The organism is Acidovorax sp. YS12 (assembly GCA_021496925.1).
Lineage (GTDB): Bacteria > Pseudomonadota > Gammaproteobacteria > Burkholderiales > Burkholderiaceae_C > Paenacidovorax.
Map to the genome: position 1 here is coordinate 1,501,877 of CP053915.1, position 20,765 is coordinate 1,522,641.

The following is a 20,765-nucleotide window of genomic DNA, read 5'->3' on the forward strand; positions in this document are numbered from 1 at the left end:
TGGGTCAACGTCCTGCGCCATCGGGCTCACCATCTCCCCCATCGTCCCAGTAATGCGGGTCGTCCGTCATGGGGTTGTAGCGGTCGGTGCGCGGCGGAATCTCGATACCGTCCTCGGCCCCCTCGGCAATCAGCATGGCGCGGATTGCAGCGAACTGGTTCAGCAGCCCGGGCCGCCGGCGCTCGGCCTTCCACCTGGAAAACGCCTCGAACTCCTCGACCGAAATCATCATCGCCACCGGCTTGTCCCGGTTGTAGATGGCCTGCGGCCGCTCGGCGGTCAGGCGCACCACTTCAGAGAACTGCTGCTTGGCGTTGGCAATGCTCCACGTCATGATGACCTCCGCAAATAGACATGAACATCTCGATTATGGCCATTTTTCAATCGAACTTCACGCGCGGATCGACCCACACGTAGCACAGGTCGGACACCAGCTTGGTCACCAGGCCGATCAGCGTGAACAGGAACAAGGTGCCCAGCACCACCGGGTAGTCGCGCCGGATGACGCTCTCGTAGCTCAGCAGACCCAGGCCGTCGAGCGAGAACAGCGTCTCGATCAGCAGCGCGCCCGTGAAGAACGCCCCGATGAACGCCGCCGGAAAGCCCGTGACGATGGGAATCAGGGCGTTGCGGAACACGTGCCGGTACAGCACCTGCCGCTCGCTCAGGCCCTTGGCGCGCGCTGTCAGCACGTACTGCTTGCGGATTTCCTCCAGGAAGGCGTTCTTGGTCAGCATGGCCGTGACCGCGAAGCTGCCCGCCACCATGGCCGTCACGGGCAGGGTGATGTGCCACAGGTAGTCCACGATGCGCGCGCCCCACGACAGTTCGTCCCAGTTCGCCGAGGTCAGCCCGCGCAGCGGAAACCACTGCAGTTGCCCGCCGAAGATGACCAGCAGCGCCACGCCCAGCACGAAGCCCGGGATGGCGTAGCCCACCAGGATGAGCAGCGTGGTCACCAGGTCGAAGCGCGAGCCCGCGCGCACCGCCTTGGCCACGCCCAGCGGCACGGCCACCAGGTAGCTGATGAGGAAGGTCCACAGGCCCAGGCTGACCGACACGGGCAGCTTCTCCTTCACGAGCTGCCACACGTCCTTGTTCTGGAAGAAGCTCTGGCCCAGGTCGAAGCGGGCGAAACGGCCCAGCATCTGGAGGAAACGCTCGTGCGCCGGCTTGTCGAAGCCGTACAGCGCCTTGATCTGCTCCAGGCGCTTCGGATCCACGCCCTGCGCGCCGCGGTAGGCCAGCCCGCCGCCCTCGGCACCCGCCCCGCCCACGCCCGCCTTGGCCTCGGCCAGGTACTGCTCCACCGGGCCGCCGGGCACGAACTGGATCACCACGAAAGTCAGCAGCAGCACGCCCAGCAGCGTGGGCAGCATGAGGAGGATGCGCTTGAGGACGTAGGCAAACATGGTTGACGATTATGTCGCGGCGGCTGGGGTAAGCTTGGCTCCGTTGTTGCACTTTGATACATGACTGCCGCTCTCGACTTTGACCGCACCCGGAGGGCCTGCCTCGCCGCCGTGGCGGCCTGCCTGGCCCCGGTGGCACCCGCCCGGGCCGCCGAGGCGGTGTTCGTGGTGCAGGACGAGCCCCACCTGGCCCACGCGCGCGCCCTGGTGCGCGCGGCGCTGGACGCGGCGGGCATGCCGACGCGCTTCGCCGATGCGCCCGGGGGCAACGAAACGCGCAACGTGCACCAGATCAGCAGCGGCCAGACCGACATCGACATGATGCCGGCCACGCCCACGCGGCTGCGGCTGGTGCGCGAGGGGCGGCTGCGCATGGTTCCCGTGCCGCTGGACCGCGGCCTGCTGGGCTGGCGCGTCAACCTGCTGCTGCAGTCGCAGCGCGACAAGCTGGCCGGCGTGCGCACGGCGGCCGGCCTGGCGCGCTTCACCATGGGCCAGAACGTCGGCTGGATGGACGTGGAGATCTACCGCGCGGCAGGCATTCCGACCAAGGAAATCAAGCACTGGAGCGAAGGCGAGTTCGCCGAGCAGATGGAGGCGGGCTTTCTCGACCTGTTCCCGCTCGGGCTGGAGGAGACGCTGAACTACTTCCTGCCGCACTTCCGCAAGCGCTACCCGCAACTCACGGTGGATCCGCACATCCTCGTGCACTACCCCTGGTTCCGCTTCGTCTGGGTGGCCCCGGGGCCGCGCACCGACGCGCTGTACGCCGCGCTGCACAAGGGCTTCGGCCAGATCGCCGCCGACGGCACCTTCCTGCGCGTGTGGTCGCAGCACCGCCAGCCACCCGGCACGCAGGCCTTCGCCCGGCGCACGCGCATCGACATTCCCAACCCGTTCTACGACCACACCCTGGTGCCGCCGCGCTTTCGCCACCTGCTTTTCGAGCCCGGCCCCGCAACCCCGCCATGACCGCCGCGCCCAAGCCACGCCGCCCGCTGCACGCCCAGTTCGTGCGCTGGCTGCTGCTGCCGCTGGTGCTGGCGTTCGGGCTCGCGGCCTGGCTCACCGCGGCCATCAACTACCACACCGAGAAGCAGCACCACGCCGCGCTGCGCGCGCAGACGCTGGACGCCTTCGCCCACGCCCTGTCCAAGCCGCTGTGGGACTGCGACAGCGCCACCGTGGCGGGCATCGTGCAGGCCCTGGCCCGGCAGCCGCAGGTGCGCGGCGTGCTGCTGGACGACGCCTGCACCGCCGCCACGGTGGCGGCGGGCGCGCCCCAGGGCAGCGCCGGGCAGCCCCTGCCGGGCAGCCTGCGCGCCCCGCTGTCCCATCTCGATGCGCTCGGACGTGCATACGCCGTGGGGCAGCTGTACATCGAGTTCGCGCCGCCCTCCGTCACCTCCGCCGCGCTGCAGGGGCTGTGGCAGCAGTTGGCGGTGTTCGGCGTGGTGCTGGCCGTGGTGCTGGCGGGGGCGGTGCTGGTGTTCCGCCGCATCATCGGCCGGCCGCTGGCGCATTTCCGCCAGGCCATCCTGGCGCACCACACGGTGCATGACCATGGCCCGCCGCCCAGCAGCGTCACCGACGAGCTGGACGACGTGACGCACGCCTACGACGAACTGGTGCACACGCTGCAGCGCCTGGCGCGCCACGACCCGCTCACCGGGCTGGGCAACCGCATGCTGCTCGAAGAGCGCCTGGGCCATGCGCTGGAGCGCGCGACGCGCCAGGGCACGCGCCTGGGCGTGCTGCTGCTGGACCTGGACGGCTTCAAGCCCATCAACGACACGCACGGCCACGCCGTGGGCGACGCGGTGCTGCAGGCCATCGCCCAGCGCCTGCAGGCAGCCGTGCGCAGCGTGGACACGGTGGCGCGCCTGGGCGGGGATGAATTCGTCGTCGTGGCCGATGGCCCCGACCTGCCCGCGCTGCTGCCGCGCGTGCGCGACGCCGTGGAGGCGCCCATCGCCTGGGAGGGGCTGCGGCTGCAGGTCCGCGCCAGCCTGGGCGTGGCGGAATTCCCGCGCGACGGCACGTCCTGCGACGCGCTGCTCGCCCACGCCGACCAGGCCATGTATGCGGCCAAACAGCGCAAGCCCGGGCCAGCGCCCAGAAGTTAACAATAGAAAAAGGCTCCAGCCCTTGCTGGACAAGCGCCAGCAGCTATCGTTTTTGCAGATTTTCCGGGGTGGCCCACCAGGTATTCACCACCCACATCTCGCCCGGCGAATACGGCGGCGGCACCTCGGGCCGCGCCAGGCGCCAGGCGTTGTAGGCCATGCGGTGCGTGGGCGCCGTCCACTGCGGGATCAGGTAGTGGCCATGCGCGATGACGCGCTCCAGCGCATGGCAGGCGGGCAGCAGCCCGGCCTGGGTCTTGGCGGCGGTCATGGCCGCGACCAGGGCGTCCACTGCGGGGCTCTTCACGCCGGCGAAGTTGCCCGAATCCTCGGCGTCGGCGGCCTGGCTGCCGAACAGGTCGGCGAACTCCTGACCCGGGTTGTTGGTGCCCTGGTAGGCGATGGAGGTGATGTCGAAATCGAACTTCTGCAGCCGCTGCTGGTACAGCGCGAAGTCCACCGGCCGGAAGCGCACCTGGATGCCGAGCTTTTCGAGGTTCCGGGTCCACGGCGCCACGGTGCGTATGCTGCCTTCGTTGCTGTCGAGGTACTCCAGCACCAGCGCCTGGCCCTTGGGCACGCCCTGGGCGCTGGCGCTGCGCAGCACGCCGTCCTGCACCTCCCAGCCCGCTTCGCGCAGCAGGGCCTGGGCGCGGCGCAGGTTCGCGCGCAGCGACGAGGGCGGGTCCGTGCTGGGCGGCACGGTCATGGGGCCGAAGGCCGCCACCGGGATCTGCTGCCGCCAGGGCGCCATCAAGGCCAGCTCCTCGGGCGAGGGCGTGCCGTGCGTTTCACAGGCCGTGTTGCCGAACAGGCCGTTCACGCGCCGGTAGGCGCCGTAGAACATCTGGCGGTTCATCCACTCGAAGTCCATCGCCAGCCCCAGCGCCTCGCGCACGCGCACGTCCGCCAGCAGCGGGCGGCGCACGTTGAGCACGTAGCTCTGGAAGCCCGCGGGCAGCTTGTGCGCGAACTCGCCCTTGACCAGCTCGCCGGTGCCGAACTTGCGGCCCGTCACGCGCCGCGCCCAGTCGCCCGCGCTGAAAAAGCGCATCAGGTCGAACTCGCCCGCCTTGAGCGCTTCGAGCCGGGCCGTGTTGTCGCGGTAGATCTTGACGCTGATGCGGTCGAAGTTGGCCTGGCCCTTGCGCACGTTCAACTCGCGCGCCCAGTAGCCGCCGTCGCGCACGTAGGTAATGTCCTTGCCGAAGCGCACCGGGCCGATGCGGTAGGGGCCGCTGCCGATGGGCTCATCCATCACCACCTGGTCGAACGGCTTGGGCTTGCCGTCTTCGCCCAGGCCCCAGTCGCGGCTGAACACGGGCAGGCTACCCACCGTCAGCGGCAGTTCCCGGTTCGGCTTGTGGAAGCGAAAGCGCACCGTGCGCGCGTCCAGCACGTCCGCGCCCGCCACGTCGGCGAGCAGCGTCTTGTAGCCCGGCGAGGTGTAGGGGCCCAGGAGCGTGTCGTAGCTGTGCTTCACGTCCTCGGCCAGCACGGGCTTGCCGTTGTGGAAGCGCGCCTCGGGCCGCAGCCGGAAGGTGGCGGAAAGCCCGTCCGGCGCCACATCCACGTCCTCGGCCAGCAGGCCGTAGCCCGCCGCCGTCTCGTCCATGGAGCCCGCGAGCAGGCTGTCGAACAGCAGATCCGCCAGGTAGGCCGGTGCGTTGCCCTTGATCGTGAACGGGTTGTACTTGTCGAAGGTGGACACGCGCAGGTTGCTCACCAGGCGCAGCTCGCCCCCCTTGGGCGCCGCGGGGTTCACATAGTCGAAGTGCGCGAACTGCGCCGGGTACCTGAGCGGGCCCCACAGCGCGTAGCCATGCCCGGCCCAGGCGGCCCCAGGCAGGCCCAGGCAGGCCGCGCCCGCCACCCACGCCACGGACAGCACGGCGGCCCGGATCTTGCAACGACTCTTGCCCATCACCACGACTGCATCCTCGAAACCCTTGTTCCACGGCGCCGAATGCGCGAACGCCCGAGTGTATCGGCGCACGGCACGAATCAAAGACAATCGCCGCCCATGCCCTGGCACGCCCACCTTTACCTGCAATACCAGCGCGACGACACGCACACCGGCGGCGCGCGCACCGTGCTGCGCCACCGCCACCAAGGCCCGCTGCGCATCTTCAAAAGCCTCTACCCCGAGGGCCCGGGCATCTGCCACAACGTCATCGTCCACCCCCCGGGCGGACTCGTGCAGGGCGACCGCCTGGAGATCGACGTGGCCGTGGGCCCCGGCGCCCATGGGCTGGTCTCCACCCCGGGAGCCACGCGCTTCTACCGCTCGGCCACGGGCGAAACCGCCGAGCAGAGCGTGCGCCTGGCCCTGGCGGAAGGCGCGCGGCTGGAGTGGCTGCCGCTGGAGACCATCGCCTACCCCGGCTGCCAGGCGGTGAACCGGCTGGACCTGGCCCTGGCCCCGGGGGCCGAGCTGCTGCTCTGGGACGTGATAAGCCTGGGCCTGCCCGCCACGGGCCAGGCCTTCGCGCAAGGCCGCATCACGCAGCACCTGGACTGGCCCGGCGTGTGGCTGGAGCGCGCGCGCATCGACGCCGGGGACGGGCGCCTGCTCGGCAGCCCCCTGGGGCTCGACGGCCAGAGCACCCTGGCCACCCTGGCCCTGGCCTGCGGCACGCCCCTGGACCGGGCGCGGCGCGAAACCCTGCTGGAAGCCTGCCGGGCCGTCATCGACCGCCACCCGCTGGCCGCGCGCTGCGGCGCCACCTGCCCGAACGCGCAGGTGCTGGTGGTGCGCGCGCTGGCGCCGCAGGTGGAGCCCGCCATGCGGCTGTGGCAGGAACTCTGGGCCACGCTGCGGCGCGCAGCCTGGGGCCTGGACGGCACGCCGCCGCGCATCTGGAGCGTGTGAGCGGCCCAAACGCCCACGCCCCATACGCCACATGGCGTACAGACGTTCCGGGAGGGTCTCCCTAGCATGGACCCGTCCGCTTGAGAAGGGCGCCGCGGGCGCCCGCACCCCAGGCGGCAGAGTCCTCCTCTCCCTCTTTGACAGAAACGGAACGCACCATGTCCACCTCCCGCCGCCTGACGCTCAAGACCCTCTCGGCCGCTGCCGCCGTGGCCTCCATGGGCCTGATCGGCCTGCCCGCGCAGGCCGCCGACACCATCAAGGTCGGCGTGCTGCACAGCCTCTCCGGCACCATGGCGATTTCCGAGACCGTGCTCAAGGACACGGTGCTCATGGCGATCGACGAGATCAACGCCAAGGGCGGCGTGCTCGGCAAGAAGCTGGAGCCGGTGGTGGTCGACCCGGCCTCCAACTGGCCGCTGTTCGCCGAGAAGGCCAAGCAGCTCATCGACCAGGACAAGGTGGCCGTGGTGTTCGGCTGCTGGACCTCGGTCAGCCGCAAGTCCGTGCTGCCGGTGTTCGAGGAAAAGAACAGCCTGCTCTTCTACCCCGTGCAGTACGAGGGCGAGGAGCTGAGCAAGAACGTGTTCTACACCGGCGCTGCCCCCAACCAGCAGGCCATTCCGGCCGTGGAATACCTGATGGGCAAGGACGGCGGCGAGGCCAAGCGCTTCGTGCTGCTGGGCACCGACTACGTGTACCCGCGCACCACCAACAAGATCCTGCGCGCGTTCCTCAAGTCCAAGGGCGTGGGCGACGCCGACATCATGGAGGAGTACACCCCCTTCGGCCACAGCGACTACCAGACCATCATCGCCAAGATCAAGAAATTCGCCTCCGAGGGCAAGAAGACCGCCGTGGTCTCCACCATCAACGGCGACTCCAACGTGCCCTTCTACAAGGAGCTGGGCAACGCCGGCCTCAAGGCCAAGGACGTGCCGGTGGTCGCCTTCTCGGTGGGCGAGGAAGAGCTGCGCGGCGTGGACACCAAGCCCCTGGTGGGCCACCTGGCCGCCTGGAACTACTTCATGAGCATCAAGAGCCCGGCCAACGATGCCTTCGTGAAGAAGTGGAGCGACTACGCCAAGGCCCACGCCATCCCCGGCCACAAGGACAAGCCGCTCACCAACGACCCCATGGAAGCCACCTACATCGGCGTGAACATGTGGGCCCAGGCCGTGAACAAGGCCGGCAGCACCGACACCGACAAGGTGATCGCCGCCATGGCCGGCCAGACCTTCCCGGCGCCGGGCGGCTTCGTGTCCACCATGGACAAGGAAAACCACCACCTGCACAAGCCGGTGTTCATCGGCGAAATCAAGGCCGACGGCCAGTTCAAGGTGGTGTGGAAGACCAAGGGCCCGGTGGTGGCCGACCCGTGGAGCGACTACATCGCGGAAAACGCGGGCAAGAAGAACGTGCCCGAGAAGAAGTAAGCAAGGCCCGCCGGGGCCGCCCCGCTGGCGGCCCCCCAGAAATCGACTCCCGAAAGCGAGCTATGCATCCCACACTGCTGCATGCGTGCCGCCGGCTGGCCCTGGCCGCCGGCCTGGGCACCGCGCTGCTGCTGCCCTGGAGCGCCTGGGCGCTCACCAGCGAAGAAGCCCTGCGGCTGGCCGAGGGCGACGGCGACACCCGCATCGAAACCCTGATGCACCTGGCCGCCGGCACCGATGCGCGCGGCCATGCGCTGGTACGCGCCCTGGCCGACGAGGCCGTGCAGGTGCAGGACGGCCAGGTGCTCATCGTGCGCGACGGCCGCGCCACCGCGGCCGTGGACGGCCAGCCCGTGGCCCTCACCGCCAGCGCCGAAGAGGCGGTGGTGAACAACCGCCTGCGCGGCGCGCTGGACACGGCGCTGGCGGGCATGGATCTTTTCACCGGCGACCCGGCCCGCCAGCGCGAGGCCGCCGCCACCCTGCAGCGCGGCGCCTTCGACGACCCCAGCCCGGCCCAGTTGCCGCTGGTGGAGCAGGCACTGTCGCCCGCGCATGCCGGCCAGCTCTCGGCCCCCGCCGCCCAGTCGCTGCGCCTGGCGCGCGCCGCGCTGCAGCTCGGCAGCCCCGAGGCGGCACAGCGCAGCGACGCCGCCACGCTGCTGGCGCAGGCGCGCGAGCCCATCGTCAAGGCGCTGCTGGCCCAGCGCCTGGCCCAGGAGCGCGACCCGGCCGTGCAGGCGGCGCTGCGCCAGTCGCTGGAGCGCATAGAGCGCGCCCTGGCCGCCAGCGCCTTCCTGGGGCAGCTGTTCACCGGCATCAGCCTGGGCTCCATCCTGCTGCTGGCCGCGCTGGGCCTGGCCATCACCTACGGCCTGATGGGCGTGATCAACATGGCCCATGGCGAACTCATCATGGTCGGCGCCTACGCCACCTACGTGGTGCAGGGCCTGTTCCAGCGCTACCTGCCGGGCGCGTTCGACGCCTACCTGCTGGCCGCCCTGCCGGTGGCCTTTCTCAGCGCGGCGCTGGTGGGCGCGGCCATGGAGCGCAGCGTGATCCGCTTCCTGTACGGCCGCCCGCTGGAGACGCTGCTGGCCACCTGGGGCCTGAGCCTGGTGCTGATGCAAGGCGTGCGCTCGCTCTTCGGCGCGCAGAACGTGGGCGTGGAAAACCCGAGCTGGATGAGCGGCGGCATCACCGTGCTGGGCAGCCTCACCCTGCCCTGGAACCGCATCGTCATCATCGGCTTCGCCGCCGCCGTGCTGGTGGCCGTGGCGCTGCTCATCGGCAGGACGCGGCTGGGCCTGTTCGTGCGCGGCGTCACGCAGAACCGCCCCATCGCCGCGTGCATGGGGGTGAACACGGCGCGCATCGACACCTACGCCTTCGCCCTGGGCTCGGGCATTGCCGGCCTGGCGGGCGCAGCGCTGAGCCAGGTGGGCAACGTCGGCCCCGACCTGGGGCAGAACTACATCGTGGACTCGTTCATGGTGGTGGTGCTGGGCGGCGTCGGCCAGCTCGCGGGCACCGTATACGCCGCGCTGGGCCTGGGCATTCTCAACAAGTTCCTCGAAGGCTGGACCGGCGCCGTGCTGGCCAAGATCGCCGTGCTGGTCTTCATCATCGTCTTCATCCAGAAGCGTCCCCAGGGCCTCTTCGCCCTCAAGGGCCGCAGCGCCTGACCGCCCGGAGTTCTCCATGACGACAAGCGTCTCCCCCCTGCCCGCCGCGCTGCCGGCACTGCCCGTGCTGCCCGCCAAGGGCCCCCTGCTCACGCGCGGCGGCTGGTCCGGCGTGCTCGCGGCCCTGCTGCTGGTCTGCGCCCTGGTGCCGGTGCTCAACCTGGCCGTGCCCGCGGGCCACCCGCTGCACCTGAGCGACTACCTGGTGGGCCTGATCGGCAAGATCATGTGCTACGCCATCTGCGCCCTGGCCATGGACCTGATCTGGGGCTACACCGGCATCCTCAGCCTGGGCCACGGCCTGTTCTTCGCCCTGGGCGGCTACATGATGGGCATGTACCTCATGCGCCAGATCGGCCAGGACGGCAACTACCAAAGCACGCTGCCCGACTTCATGGTGTTCCTCGACTGGAAGGAGCTGCCCTGGCACTGGGCGCTGTCCGACAGCTTCGCCGCCACGCTGGTGCTGATCGTGGCCGTGCCGGGGCTGCTGGCCTTCGTGTTCGGCTACTTCGCCTTCCGCTCGCGCATCCAGGGGGTGTACTTCTCCATCATCACCCAGGCGCTCACGTTCGCGGCCATGCTGCTGTTCTTCCGCAACGAGACCGGCTTCGGCGGCAACAACGGCTTTACCGACTTCAAGCGCATCCTGGACCTGCCCCTGGCCACGCCGGGCATGCGCATGGCGCTGTTCGTGCTCACCGGGCTGACGCTGCTGGGCTGCTACCTGGGCGCGCGCTGGCTGGTGGCCAGCAAGTTCGGCCGCGTGCTGCAGGCCATCCGCGACGCGGAAAGCCGCGTCATGTTCTGCGGCTACAACCCGCTGCCCTACAAGCTCACCATCTGGGTCCTCTCGGCCGTGATGTGCGGCGTGGCCGGCGCGCTGTACGTGCCCCAGGTGGGCATCATCAACCCCGGCGAGATGAGCCCGGCCAACAGCATCGAGATCGCCGTCTGGGCGGCCGTGGGCGGCCGCGCCTCGCTGCTCGGCCCCATCGTCGGCGCGTTCATCGTCAATGGCGCCAAGAGCATCCTCACTGTGACGTTCCCGGAATTCTGGCTGTACTTCCTGGGGGCGCTGTTCATCGCGGTGACCCTGTTCATGCCCCAGGGCGTGGTGGGCCTGGTGCGGCAGCTGCGCCGCAAGGAAGAACGCCAAGGAGAGCGCGCATGACCCCCGACCTGATGGACGAAGGCGCGCGCCGCATGGCCCGCGCCCATGCCGAACCCCATGCCCAGGGCAAGACCGCCTCGGGCGACCGCAGCGCCGCCTTTGGCCGCCCCGTGGTGCCCGGCACGGTGGACGTGGCGCATGGCCGCATCCTGTACCTGGAGGACGTGAGCGTGAGCTTCGACGGCTTCAAGGCCATCAACCAGCTCTCGCTGGACATCGCGCCGGGCGAGCTGCGCTGCATCATCGGCCCCAACGGCGCGGGCAAGACCACGATGATGGACATCATCACCGGCAAGACCCGGCCCGACGCGGGCACGGTGTACTTCGGCTCCACGCTCGACCTGCTGCGCTACACCGAGCCCGAGATTGCCGCGCTGGGCATCGGCCGCAAGTTCCAGAAGCCCACGGTGTTCGAGGAACTCAGCGTGTTCGAGAACCTGGAGCTGGCCCTGGCCACCGACAAGCGCGTGGTGCCGAGCATGCGCTTTCGCCTCGGCGGCGCGCAGCGCGACCGGCTGTGCGAGGTGCTCGAAACCATCCAGCTGCAAGGCGCCGTGGCCCGGCGCGCCGGCGACCTGAGCCACGGCCAGAAGCAGTGGCTGGAGATCGGCATGCTCTTGATGCAGGAGCCCAGGCTGCTGCTGCTCGACGAACCCGTGGCCGGCATGACCGACGAGGAAACCGCGCGCACCGCCGAACTGTTCCTGCGCCTCAAGGGCAAGCATTCGCTGATGGTGGTGGAGCACGACATGGGCTTCATCCGCACCATCAGCGAGAAAGTCACGGTGCTGTGCGACGGCGCCGTGCTGGCCGAGGGCACGCTGGACCAGGTGCAGGCCGACGAGCGCGTGATCGAGGTCTACCTGGGCCGCTGAACCGCTGAAGGAATTCCCATGCTTCACATCGACAACATCCAGCAGTACTACGGCGGCTCGCACATCCTGCGCGGGGTCAGCCTGCAGGCGCAGGCCGGCGAAATCACCGTGGTGCTGGGGCGCAACGGCGTGGGCAAGACCACCTTGCTCAAGTCGCTCATGGGCCTGGTGCCCACGCGCGCGGGGCGCATCGCCTTCGCGGGGCAGGATCTCACGCGCGCCGCGCCCTACGAACGCGCGCGCGCCGGCATCGGCTACGTGCCGCAGGGGCGCGAGATCTTCGCCCGCCTGAGCGTGCACGAAAACCTGCGCATGGGCCTGGCCACGCAGAAGGCCGGAACGCCCATTCCGCCGCAGCTTTTCACGCTGTTTCCGGCGCTGCAGCAGATGCTGCAGCGCCGGGGCGGCGACCTCTCGGGCGGGCAGCAGCAGCAGCTCGCCATCGCCCGCGCGCTCGCCCCGTGCCCGCGCCTGCTGGTGCTGGACGAACCGACCGAGGGCATCCAGCCGAACATCATCAAGGACATCGGGCGCGTGCTGAAAAAGCTCGCGCGCGAGGGGCTGGACGGGCGGCCCATGGCCATCGTGCTGGTGGAGCAGTACTACGACTTCGCCGAGGAACTGGCCGACCGCTACGTGGTGATGGAGCGGGGGGAGGTGGTGGCCCATGGGGCGGGGCATGAGATGGCTGAGCGGGGGGTGCGGCAGTTGGTGGCTATTTGACTTGGAGTGCTTTGTTATTGGTAGCTGGTTGCGCTTGCTGGGCTTGGGTTTTGGGCTGTTTTGATGCGTGTGGTGGGTTTGCTTCCCGGAGCCGGGACTCGCCCCGGCGGGCGAGGTACTTTCTTGCCGCGCGGCAAGAAAGTACCCAAAGAAACGCGCCCCGCAGTCTGCGACCCCCACGCTGCGCGTGGGGGCACACCTGGGGCGAGACGCTGGCGGGGTGCGCTGCGGAACTCGCTGCGCGCTGCGCGCTTCGCTCAAACAGCCGCAGCGAGTCAGTTCACGAAGCATGCGCGACTTCGCGCATGCCACCCCACCATCGCCTCGCCCCAGGCGCAGCCTGAAAGGGGGTGGAGACCGACACGGGCCATCGCTACGCTCGGCCCCCAACACGCAGGCGCTGCGCGCCGCGCGCGCCAGGCCGAGCGCAGCGATGGCCCGTATGCGGGCTTTAAACCCCTTCTGGCCGTACCGAGGAGCGCAGGGCGTGGGGCGGGCGCGTGTGCCGAAGGACACACGCGCTTCGTGATCTGACTTGCCGCGTCTGTTTGAACGCAGCGCCGCAGGCGCGCAGTGAGTTACGCGGCACCGCCCCGCGCCCGAGCACCGCAGGCTGCCCCTTCGCGACAGCGAAGGGGATACGGGCAGCAGGGGCGTGCTTCTTTTGCTTCCTTTTCTTGCACGAGCAAGAAAAGGGAGTCGCCCGCCGGGGCGAGTCCCGGCTCCGGGAAGCAAACCCACCACACGCATCAAAACAGCCCCAAACCCAAGCCCAGCAAGCGCAACCAGCTATCAAAAAAACCTACCGCTGCAACGCCTTCACCCGGTTCATCGCCATGCCCGCAGCCGAGGTGCGCGTCTCCACGCCCAGCTTGGCATACACCCGCTCCAGGTGCTTCTTCACCGTGGCGGGGCTGGCGCCGACGATGTCGCCGATGTCGCGGTTGATCTTGCCCTGGGCCACCCAGTACAGCACCTCGGCCTCGCGCGAGGTCAGCCCGAACGACTGCGACAGGGCCTCGATGGCCGCGCCGTCCGACGCCTCCTCCATCACAATGAGCCAGTCGCCCTCGGGCCCGGACTCATCGCCCGTCTGCCGGTGCAGGCGGAACGTCAGGCGGCTGCCCCCCTCCTGCAGCGTCAGCCGGGGCGCCTCGCCCAGACCCGGCAGGGCGGGCAGGCAGCGGCGCAGCCACTGCAGCACGGGCGCGGGGGTGGCGGGCGCCTCGGTGCAGCAGTAGCGCCGCAGCAGCTCGCGCGCCAGGGGCGTTTGCCACATCAGCCGGCCGTCGCCCGCGCGCACCATGATGGTGGCGTAGCCGAAGGCGTCGAGCGCGCTGCGCGCCTGCTGGCGCTCGCGCACCTCGCGCGAGGCCTGGCGCGCGGCGCGCAGGTGCACCCCCATGCGCGCCATGACCTCGGCGGGCTTCACCGGCTTGGTCACGTAGTCCGCGCCGCCCGCCTCCAGCGCGCGCACCAGGTGCTCGGTTTCGGTCAGGCCGGTCATGAACAGCACCGGAATCGGCGCCGTCGCCGGGTCGCGCTTGAGTGCCCGCGCCACTTCGAAGCCGTCCATGCCGGGCATCACCGCGTCGAGCAGGATCACGTCGGGCCGCGCCTGCCGCGCGCGCTCCAGCGCGGCCGCGCCGCTCAAGGCCACGAGCACGGTGTAGCCCGCCGCGTCCAGCGCGTCGTGCAGCATCGCCAGGTTGTCGGGCACGTCGTCCACGATCAGCACCACGGTATCCACCGGGTCCACGTCACTCCAGGGCATCGCGTTCCTTCTTCGGGTCCGGCGGCAAGCGCAGGCCTTGCAGCGATTCGGCCAGGGATTCGGTCAGGGCCTCGAAGCGGAAGGCCCGCGCCTCGGCCTGCAGGTGCTGCAGCCACGGCGCCCAGCCGGGGTGCAGCGCCTGCAGCGCTTCGAGCCGCTTGACGAAGCCACGGTAGTAGCCCAGGCGTGCCAGCTCCAGCAGGCTGCCCAGGGCTTCGGCGTCCAGGTCGGGTGGCGGCACGGGCGGCGCGCCGCCCGCCGCCGGGGCCTGGGCATCCGGGTTCGGGCCGGGCGCCTCGCCCTGCACCCAGGCCAGTGCCAGGCGCCCGGCCATCCAGTGCAGCAGGTCCTGCCGGCGCACGGGCTTGACCAGGAAGTCGTCGGCCCGCAGCCCCACGGGGTTGTCCAGCCCCTTGTCGAAGGCGTTGGCCGACACCACCGCGCACACCGGCCTGGGCTGCAGCGCCAGTTGCTGCATGCGGTGCAGCGTCTCCCAGCCGTCGATGCCGGGCATGGCCAGGTCCATGAAGACCACGTCGGGCCGCAGCCCGCGCGCGAGCTGCGCCAGGGCGTCCTCCCCGTGCATGGCGGTGTGCACCCGGAAGCCCAGCGGCTCCAGCCAGCGCACGAGCAGCTGGCGGTCGGCTTCTTCGTTATCGACCACCAGCACCGTGCGGCGCGCGCCGGCGTACCCGCACACCCCGGCCAGCGCGGCGCGCTGCGGCAGGCCGGCCGCCTGGGCCTCGGCATAGACCTCGGGCAGGAAAAGCCGGCAGCGAAAGCAGGTGCCCTGCCCCGGCGCGCTGCGGGCGGTCATCTCGCCGCCCATGAGGTCGGTCAGCATCTTGGCGATGGTCAGCCCCAGGCCCGAGCCCGGGGCGTCCGCCACGGGCTGCGCGCTGCTGCGCACGAAGGGCTCGAAGACGCGCGCCAGGTCGGCCGCGGCGATGCCGGGGCCGGTGTCCTCGACCTCGAACACCGCCATCTCGCGCCGGTAGCGCACGCGCAGCCGCACTTCGCCACGCGCGGTGAACTTCACGGCGTTGCCCAGCAGGTTGATGAGAATCTGGCGCAGGCGCTTTTCATCGGCGCGCACGGCGCGCGGCCACCACTCGGGCTCGTCGAACACGAAGCGCAGGCCCTTGGCCTGGGCCTGCAGCTCGAACAGCCCCGCCACTTCGTGCAGCGCCGCGCGCAAATCCAGGACCTGGGGCTGCAGGGTGAGCTTGCCGGACTCGATGCGCGCAATGTCGAGCGTGCCCTCGATCAGCGACAGCAGGTGCTCGCCGCCGCGCAGGATGACGCGGGTCGCATGGCCGTGCCGGGGCGGCAGGCCCGGGTCTTCCTGCAGCAGTTGCGCGTAGCCCAGGATGCTGTTGAGCGGCGTGCGCAGCTCGTGGCTGATGGTGCTGATGTAGCGCGTCTTGGCCTGGCTGGCCTGGTCCGCAAGGGCACGCGCGCGCTGCAGCTGCTCGTCGGTCTGGCGGTGGGACGCGATCTCCTGCATCAGCAGCCGGGTCTGCCGGTTCGACTCTTCCTGCGCCACTTCGCGGCTCTTGTGTGCCAGCGCCACCCACCAGGCCACCAGGGCGAGCACCGCCAGCAGCGCCACGTAGGCGCGCACGAACCCGGTGCGCAGCACCGCGGCCAGCCCTTCGCCCGCCTGGCCGAAGGTGGCCAGCACGCCCTGCAGCTCCTGCCGGTACAGCAGCCCCAGCACCACCGCCAGCACGGGCGCGAGCATGAGCATGAGCCACAGGAAATGCGCCAGCCCGGCCTCCAGGTAGGGCTGGCTGCGCGCGGGCAGGAGCCGCCGCAGCAGCGCCAGCCACTGCGCGGACAGGCGCGCGTGGGGCTTGCACAGGTCGTTGCAGCGCGCGTCCAGCGTGCAGCACAGCGAGCAGATGCAGCCCTGGTAGGCCGGGCAGTCTGCGGTGTCGGGCGCCTCGAACGCGCCGCCGCACACCACGCACTGGCGCAGCACCGGCTGGCACGGCCCCGAAACCTGCGCGCCGCAGCCCTGGCAAGCATCCCCGCCAGTGCCCGCGCACGGCGCGGGAGGCCGCGCCAGGTAGTAGCGCCCCCGGGTGGCCCAGGCCAGGGCCGGTGCCGCCAGCAGCGCCGTGGCCATGGCCACGCCGGCCGAGAACGCCTGGGCCGTGGGCCCCATCGCCCCCAGGTGCGCGGCGATGGACAGCACCGAGGCCAGCCCCATGGCACCCAGGCCCACCGGGTTCACGTCATACAGGTAGGCGCGCTGGAACACGATGCCCCGGGGCGACCAGCCCAGGGGCTTGTTGATGACCAGGTCGGCCACCACGGTCATGATCCAGGCGATGGCGATGTTGGCGTACAGCGCCAGCACCTCGGCCAGCACCTGGAAGAGGTCCATCTCCATCAGCAGGAAGGCGATCAGGGTGTTGAACACCACCCAGACCACGCGCCCCGGGTGGCTGTGCGTGAGGCGCGAGAAGAAGTTGCTCCACGCCAGGGAGCCCGCGTAGGCATTGGTGACGTTGATCTTCAGCTGCGACACCACCACGAAGACCGCCGTGGCCCACACCGCCCAGCGGTAGGGCAGCAGGTATTCGTAGGCGGCCAGGTACATCTGGTTCGGGTCCACCGCGCGCTGCGCCGGCACCATGTGCTGCAGCGCCAGCCAGGCCAGGAAGGCGCCGCCCAGCATCTTCAGCACCCCCGGCAGCACCCAGCCGATGCCGCCGCCCAGCACGCCCAGCCACCAGCGCCCGCGGCGCCCCGGCCGCGCCGGGGGCATGAAGCGCAGGTAGTCGGCCTGCTCGCCCATCTGCGTGATGAGCGCGGCCGCCACGGTCATGGCGGCACCAAAAAGGTGCCAGTCGAATCCAGCGCCCCGCCCGCCCTCACCACCGTAGTGCATGAACGCCTGCCATGCACCAGGTTCGTACCAGAGCACCGCGGCATAGGGCGCCAGCATCATCAGCAGCCACACCGGCTGCGTCCATACCTGGAAGCGGCTGATGGCCGAGATGCCGTGCGTGACCAGCGGCAGCACCACCAGGGCGCACAGGCCGTAGCCCCAGACCGGCGGGATGCCCAGCGCCAGCTCCAGCGCATAGGCCATGACGGCGGCTTCGAGCGCGAAGAAGATGAAGGTGAAGGAGGCGTAGATCAGCGACGTGACGGTGGAGCCGATGTAGCCGAACCCCGCGCCACGCGTGAGCAGGTCCATGTCCACGCCATGGCGCGCGGCATAGACGCTGATGGGCACCCCGGCCAGGCAGATCACCAGCCCTGTGGCGACGATGGCCCAGAACGCGTTGAGAAAGCCGTACTGCACCAGCAGGGTGGCCCCCACGGCCTCCAGCACCAGGAACGAGGCGACGCCGAACGCCGTGTTGGCCACGCGCCACTCGGACCAGCGCCGGAAGCGCTCGGGCGTGTAGCGCAGGGCGTAGTCCTCCAGCGTCTCGCGGGCCACCCAGCGGTTGTAGTCGCGCCGCACCTTGACGATGCGCTGCACCGGCGCGGGGCCGGGGGGTGTGGGAGGAGGCGTGGGCGTGGCGGTCACGCACCGGGCCGTGCAGCTTTCATGCCTGGCATGTCTTTTGCAAAAAAGCGGGCCATGGAACCCACTCCCCGTGTTCGGCCGACAGGCCGCACGCGCTAGCAACCCCCGCATTGAGCGAAGCGAAATGGAATTGACTCCGCGTGAAAAAGACAAGCTGCTGGTCTTCACCGCCGCCCTGCTGGCCGAGCGCCGCCAGGCCCGGGGCCTGAAGCTCAACTACCCCGAGGCCGTGGCCCTCATCAGCGCCGCCGTGATGGAAGGCGCGCGCGACGGCAAGACCGTGGCCGAGCTGATGAGCGAAGGCCGGGCCGTGCTCACCCGCGCCGACGTGATGGACGGGGTGGCCGAGATGATCCCGGACATCCAGGTGGAAGCCACCTTCCCCGACGGCACCAAGCTCGTCACCGTGCACCAACCCATCGTCTGACTGGAGACCCCCCCGCATGCGCCCCTACCGCAAAGCTCTCTTTTTCATAGCTTCTAGCGCTTTATCCATCAGCGCCAGCGCCCATATTGGCGCTGAATCGCACAGCCACAACAGCTTGATCGACGGCTTCCTGCACCCGCTGCTGGGCATGGATCACCTGGCCGCGATGGTGGCCGTGGGCCTGTGGAGCGCGCTGGCCGCACGCCGCGCCGGGCCTGATCTGCTCTGGGGGCCGCTGGGCTTTGCCGCGCTGCTGCTCGTCGGCGCGGTGCTGGGCCTGCAAGGCGTGGCCGTGCCTGCGGTGGAGCCGATGATCGCCGCATCCCTGCTCGCCACCGGCCTGCTGGTCGTCTCGCGCCTGCGCGTGCCCGGCATCGTCGCGGCGCTGGGCGTGGGCGCATTCGCCCTCTTCCACGGCGTGGCGCACGGCTACGAACTGGCGGGCAACGGCCAGGCGTGGCAAACGCTGGCGGGCATGCTGCTCGCCACCATGCTGCTGCACTGCGCGGGCCTTGCCGCAGGCTGGGCGCTGCGCCAGCGGCACGTGTGGCTGGCGCGCGCCGCTGGCGCGGGCGTGGCGGCTTTTGGTGGTGCCCTTCTGCTGCAAATGACATGACCCCCGGCGAACTCCTCATCGACGCGGGCGAGCACGCCCTGAACACGGGCCGCCGCACGCTCACGCTGGTGGTGCGCAACACGGCGGACAGGCCCATTCAGGTCGGCTCGCACTACCACTTTGCCGAGACCAACGGCGCTTTAGGCTTCGACCGCGAGGCCGCGCACGGCATGCGGCTGAACATCGCCAGCGGCACGGCAGTGCGCTTCGAGCCCGGCCAGGAGCGCACGGTGGAGCTGGTGGACTTTGCAGGCGACCGCGTCGTCCACGGCTTTCGCGGCCTGACGCAAGGCCCGCTCTAGGAATATGAGTCAAATCGGCCTCCGGCGCTTGCTAGCCAAGCGCCAGCAGCTATCAAAACCATAGGAATCACAATGGCCACCATCGCCCGACGCGCCTACGCCGAGATGTTCGGCCCCACCGTGGGCGACCGCCTGCGGCTGGCGGACACCAACCTCGTGCTGGAAGTCGAAGCCGACCACACATTGCGCGCAGGCAGCTATGGCGAAGAGGTGAAGTTCGGCGGCGGCAAGACCATCCGCGACGGCATGGCGCAAAGCCAGCGCACCCGCGCGGAAGGCGCTGTGGACACGGTGCTGACCAACGCGCTCATCATCGACCACACCGGCATCGTCAAGGCCGACATCGGCCTCAAGGATGGCCGCATCGCGGCGATCGGCAAGGCAGGCAACCCCGACGTGCAGCCCGGCGTGGACATCATCATCGGCCCCGGCACCGAGGTCATCAGTTGCGAGGGCAACATCGTCACCGCGGGCGGCATCGACAGCCACATCCACTTCATCTGCCCGCAGCAGGTCGAAGAGGCCCTTGCCAGCGGCATCACCACCATGCTCGGCGGCGGCACCGGCCCGGCCACAGGCACGCTGGCCACCACCTGCACGTCCGGCCCCTGGAACATGGAACGCATGCTGCAAGCGGCGGACGCCTTCCCCATGAACCTGGGCTTTCTCGGCAAGGGCAACGCCAGCCTGCCCGGCGCGCTGCGCGAGCAGATCGACGCCGGGGCCATCGGCCTCAAGCTGCACGAGGACTGGGGCACCACGCCCAGCGCCATCAGCAATTGCCTGGACGTGGCCGAAGAAACCGACACGCAGGTGGCGATCCACAGCGACACGCTCAACGAAAGCGGCTTTGTCGAAAACACCATCGCCGCAGTCGGCGGGCGCGGCATCTGCGCCTTCCACACCGAGGGCGCGGGGGGCGGCCACGCGCCGGACATCTTGCGCGTGGTGGGCGAAGAAAACTTTTTGCCCAGCTCCACCAACCCCACCATGCCCTACACGCGCAACACGCTGGACGAGCATGTGGACATGCTCATGGTCTGCCACCACCTGGACGCCTCCATCGCCGAAGACCTGGCCTTCGCCGAAAGCCGCATCCGCAAGGAGACCATCGCCGCCGAGGACATCCTGCACGACCTGGGCGCCATCAGCATGATGAGCAGCGACAGCCAGGCCATGGGCCGCGTGGGCGAAGTCATCCTGCGCACCTGGCAGACCGCGCACAAGATGAAGGTGCAGCGCGGCAGCCTGCAAGGCGACAGCGCGCGCAACGACAACACGCGCATCAAGCGCTACGTCGCCAAGTACACCATCAACCCCGCCATCGCCCACGGCATCAGCCACGAAGTCGGCTCGGTGGAAGTGGGTAAGTGGGCCGACCTCGTCATCTGGAAGCCCGCCTTCTTCGGCATCAAGCCCGCGCTGGTGCTCAAGGGCGGCTTCATCGCCCTGGCCGCCATGGGCGACCCCAATGCGTCCATCCCCACGCCGCAGCCGGTGCACTACCGGCCCATGTTCGGCGCGTTCGGCGGGGCGATTGCCAAGACCTCGCTCACCTTCGTCTCGCAGGCGGGGCTGGCTGCGGGCATTGGCGAGCGCTTCGGCCTGGCCAAGCAGCTCTGCGCCGTGCGCAACGTGCGCGGCGTGCGCAAGCGCGACATGGTTCACAACGCCTACACGCCGCGTATGGAAATCGACGCGCAGACCTACACCGTGCGCGCTGACGGGCAACTGCTCACCTGCGAGCCCGCCACGGTGCTGCCGATGGCGCAGCGCTACTTTTTGTTCTGACC

At 69.8% G+C, this 20,765-nt stretch carries 17 protein-coding genes; 12 read left to right on the plus strand and 5 right to left on the minus strand.

What is annotated here, in order from left to right:
- Positions 1-4: 4 nt before the first annotated feature.
- Together YS110_06780 and YS110_06785 are read right to left on the minus strand one after the other, a co-directional pair.
- On the minus strand, positions 5-334 hold the full coding sequence (locus YS110_06780) for a type II toxin-antitoxin system Phd/YefM family antitoxin (GenBank protein ID UJB64466.1): 330 nt from the start codon (positions 332-334) through the stop codon (positions 5-7).
- Between the two features lie 46 nt (positions 335-380).
- The gene (locus YS110_06785; protein ID UJB64467.1) at positions 381-1,412 is read right to left on the minus strand and encodes an ABC transporter permease subunit; all 1,032 of its coding nucleotides are present in this window, start codon (positions 1,410-1,412) and stop codon (positions 381-383) included.
- 60 nt (positions 1,413-1,472) lie between these two features.
- Here YS110_06785 and YS110_06790 point away from each other — a divergent pair, with 60 nt between their 5' ends.
- Both YS110_06790 and YS110_06795 read left to right on the plus strand, forming a co-directional pair.
- Positions 1,473-2,384, plus strand: a complete 912-nt coding sequence (locus YS110_06790; GenBank protein ID UJB64468.1) for an amino acid ABC transporter substrate-binding protein — start codon at positions 1,473-1,475, stop codon at positions 2,382-2,384.
- Positions 2,381-3,538 (plus strand): diguanylate cyclase, encoded by a 1,158-nt coding sequence (locus YS110_06795; protein ID UJB64469.1) that lies wholly within the window; start codon positions 2,381-2,383, stop codon positions 3,536-3,538. Before YS110_06790 ends, YS110_06795 begins: the two co-directional genes overlap by 4 nt.
- 43 nt (positions 3,539-3,581) lie before the next feature.
- Here YS110_06795 and YS110_06800 read toward each other — a convergent pair whose 3' ends face one another.
- Complete coding sequence (locus tag YS110_06800; protein ID UJB67382.1) at positions 3,582-5,462, minus strand: ABC transporter substrate-binding protein; 1,881 nt, start codon at positions 5,460-5,462, stop codon at positions 3,582-3,584.
- A 99-nt stretch (positions 5,463-5,561) separates the two neighbouring features.
- Between YS110_06800 and YS110_06805 the strand changes: the two genes are divergently transcribed.
- From YS110_06805 to urtE, 6 genes are all read left to right on the plus strand, one after another.
- The gene (locus tag YS110_06805; GenBank protein ID UJB64470.1) at positions 5,562-6,410 is read left to right on the plus strand and encodes an urease accessory protein UreD; all 849 of its coding nucleotides are present in this window, start codon (positions 5,562-5,564) and stop codon (positions 6,408-6,410) included.
- A gap of 158 nt (positions 6,411-6,568) precedes the next feature.
- A complete protein-coding gene (gene urtA / locus YS110_06810) occupies positions 6,569-7,846 on the plus strand; it encodes an urea ABC transporter substrate-binding protein (GenBank protein UJB64471.1) in 1,278 nt (425 codons plus the stop codon).
- Positions 7,847-7,908: 62 nt separating this feature from the next.
- Positions 7,909-9,531 carry an urea ABC transporter permease subunit UrtB gene (urtB, locus tag YS110_06815; GenBank protein ID UJB64472.1) on the plus strand — a complete coding sequence of 541 codons (1,623 nt, stop codon included), beginning with the start codon at positions 7,909-7,911 and terminating at the stop codon, positions 9,529-9,531.
- 16 nt (positions 9,532-9,547) lie between these two features.
- Complete coding sequence (gene urtC / locus YS110_06820; protein UJB64473.1) at positions 9,548-10,705, plus strand: urea ABC transporter permease subunit UrtC; 1,158 nt, start codon at positions 9,548-9,550, stop codon at positions 10,703-10,705.
- Positions 10,702-11,580 (plus strand): urea ABC transporter ATP-binding protein UrtD, encoded by an 879-nt coding sequence (gene urtD / locus YS110_06825; protein UJB64474.1) that lies wholly within the window; start codon positions 10,702-10,704, stop codon positions 11,578-11,580. Before urtC ends, urtD begins: the two co-directional genes overlap by 4 nt.
- An 18-nt stretch (positions 11,581-11,598) precedes the next feature.
- Positions 11,599-12,303 (plus strand): urea ABC transporter ATP-binding subunit UrtE, encoded by a 705-nt coding sequence (gene urtE / locus YS110_06830; protein UJB64475.1) that lies wholly within the window; start codon positions 11,599-11,601, stop codon positions 12,301-12,303.
- An 802-nt stretch (positions 12,304-13,105) separates the two neighbouring features.
- Here urtE and YS110_06835 read toward each other — a convergent pair.
- The gene (locus tag YS110_06835; protein ID UJB64476.1) at positions 13,106-14,077 is read right to left on the minus strand and encodes a response regulator transcription factor; all 972 of its coding nucleotides are present in this window, start codon (positions 14,075-14,077) and stop codon (positions 13,106-13,108) included.
- A complete protein-coding gene (locus YS110_06840) occupies positions 14,064-17,738 on the minus strand; it encodes a response regulator (GenBank protein UJB64477.1) in 3,675 nt (1,224 codons plus the stop codon). Before YS110_06840 ends, YS110_06835 begins: the two co-directional genes overlap by 14 nt.
- Before the next feature lie 13 nt (positions 17,739-17,751).
- On the opposite strand from YS110_06840, the gene YS110_06845 reads away from it, so the two are divergent.
- The 4 genes from YS110_06845 (at position 17,752) to ureC (ending at position 20,763) form a co-directional block, all read left to right on the plus strand.
- Positions 17,752-18,054, plus strand: coding sequence for an urease subunit gamma (locus YS110_06845; protein UJB64478.1), 303 nt, complete (start codon positions 17,752-17,754; stop codon positions 18,052-18,054).
- A gap of 16 nt (positions 18,055-18,070) precedes the next feature.
- Positions 18,071-18,670, plus strand: a complete 600-nt coding sequence (locus YS110_06850; protein ID UJB64479.1) for a HupE/UreJ family protein — start codon at positions 18,071-18,073, stop codon at positions 18,668-18,670.
- Entirely contained in the window at positions 18,667-18,972 is a 306-nt protein-coding gene (locus tag YS110_06855) for an urease subunit beta (protein UJB64480.1), read from the plus strand. Before YS110_06850 ends, YS110_06855 begins: the two co-directional genes overlap by 4 nt.
- Positions 18,973-19,044: 72 nt before the next feature.
- On the plus strand, positions 19,045-20,763 hold the full coding sequence (gene ureC / locus YS110_06860) for an urease subunit alpha (protein UJB64481.1): 1,719 nt from the start codon (positions 19,045-19,047) through the stop codon (positions 20,761-20,763).
- The last annotated feature ends 2 nt before the right edge of the window (positions 20,764-20,765 follow it).

What these genes read in the sequence shown, in the direction of transcription:
- YS110_06855 (UJB64480.1), top strand. Translation starts at nt 18,667, where the DNA reads ATGACCCCCGGCGAACTCCTCATCGACGCGGGCGAGCACGCCCTGAAC.
- urtE (UJB64475.1), top strand. Translation starts at nt 11,599, where the DNA reads ATGCTTCACATCGACAACATCCAGCAGTACTACGGCGGCTCGCACATC.
- YS110_06790 (UJB64468.1), top strand. Translation starts at nt 1,473, where the DNA reads ATGACTGCCGCTCTCGACTTTGACCGCACCCGGAGGGCCTGCCTCGCC.
- YS110_06840 (UJB64477.1), bottom strand. Translation starts at nt 17,738, where the DNA reads ATGCGGGGGTTGCTAGCGCGTGCGGCCTGTCGGCCGAACACGGGGAGT.
- urtA (UJB64471.1), top strand. Translation starts at nt 6,569, where the DNA reads ATGTCCACCTCCCGCCGCCTGACGCTCAAGACCCTCTCGGCCGCTGCC.
- urtD (UJB64474.1), top strand. Translation starts at nt 10,702, where the DNA reads ATGACCCCCGACCTGATGGACGAAGGCGCGCGCCGCATGGCCCGCGCC.
- YS110_06785 (UJB64467.1), bottom strand. Translation starts at nt 1,412, where the DNA reads ATGTTTGCCTACGTCCTCAAGCGCATCCTCCTCATGCTGCCCACGCTG.
- YS110_06835 (UJB64476.1), bottom strand. Translation starts at nt 14,077, where the DNA reads ATGCCCTGGAGTGACGTGGACCCGGTGGATACCGTGGTGCTGATCGTG.
- YS110_06800 (UJB67382.1), bottom strand. Translation starts at nt 5,462, where the DNA reads ATGGGCAAGAGTCGTTGCAAGATCCGGGCCGCCGTGCTGTCCGTGGCG.
- YS110_06780 (UJB64466.1), bottom strand. Translation starts at nt 334, where the DNA reads ATGACGTGGAGCATTGCCAACGCCAAGCAGCAGTTCTCTGAAGTGGTG.
- urtC (UJB64473.1), top strand. Translation starts at nt 9,548, where the DNA reads ATGACGACAAGCGTCTCCCCCCTGCCCGCCGCGCTGCCGGCACTGCCC.
- YS110_06845 (UJB64478.1), top strand. Translation starts at nt 17,752, where the DNA reads ATGGAATTGACTCCGCGTGAAAAAGACAAGCTGCTGGTCTTCACCGCC.
- YS110_06850 (UJB64479.1), top strand. Translation starts at nt 18,071, where the DNA reads ATGCGCCCCTACCGCAAAGCTCTCTTTTTCATAGCTTCTAGCGCTTTA.
- ureC (UJB64481.1), top strand. Translation starts at nt 19,045, where the DNA reads ATGGCCACCATCGCCCGACGCGCCTACGCCGAGATGTTCGGCCCCACC.
- YS110_06805 (UJB64470.1), top strand. Translation starts at nt 5,562, where the DNA reads ATGCCCTGGCACGCCCACCTTTACCTGCAATACCAGCGCGACGACACG.
- urtB (UJB64472.1), top strand. Translation starts at nt 7,909, where the DNA reads ATGCATCCCACACTGCTGCATGCGTGCCGCCGGCTGGCCCTGGCCGCC.
- YS110_06795 (UJB64469.1), top strand. Translation starts at nt 2,381, where the DNA reads ATGACCGCCGCGCCCAAGCCACGCCGCCCGCTGCACGCCCAGTTCGTG.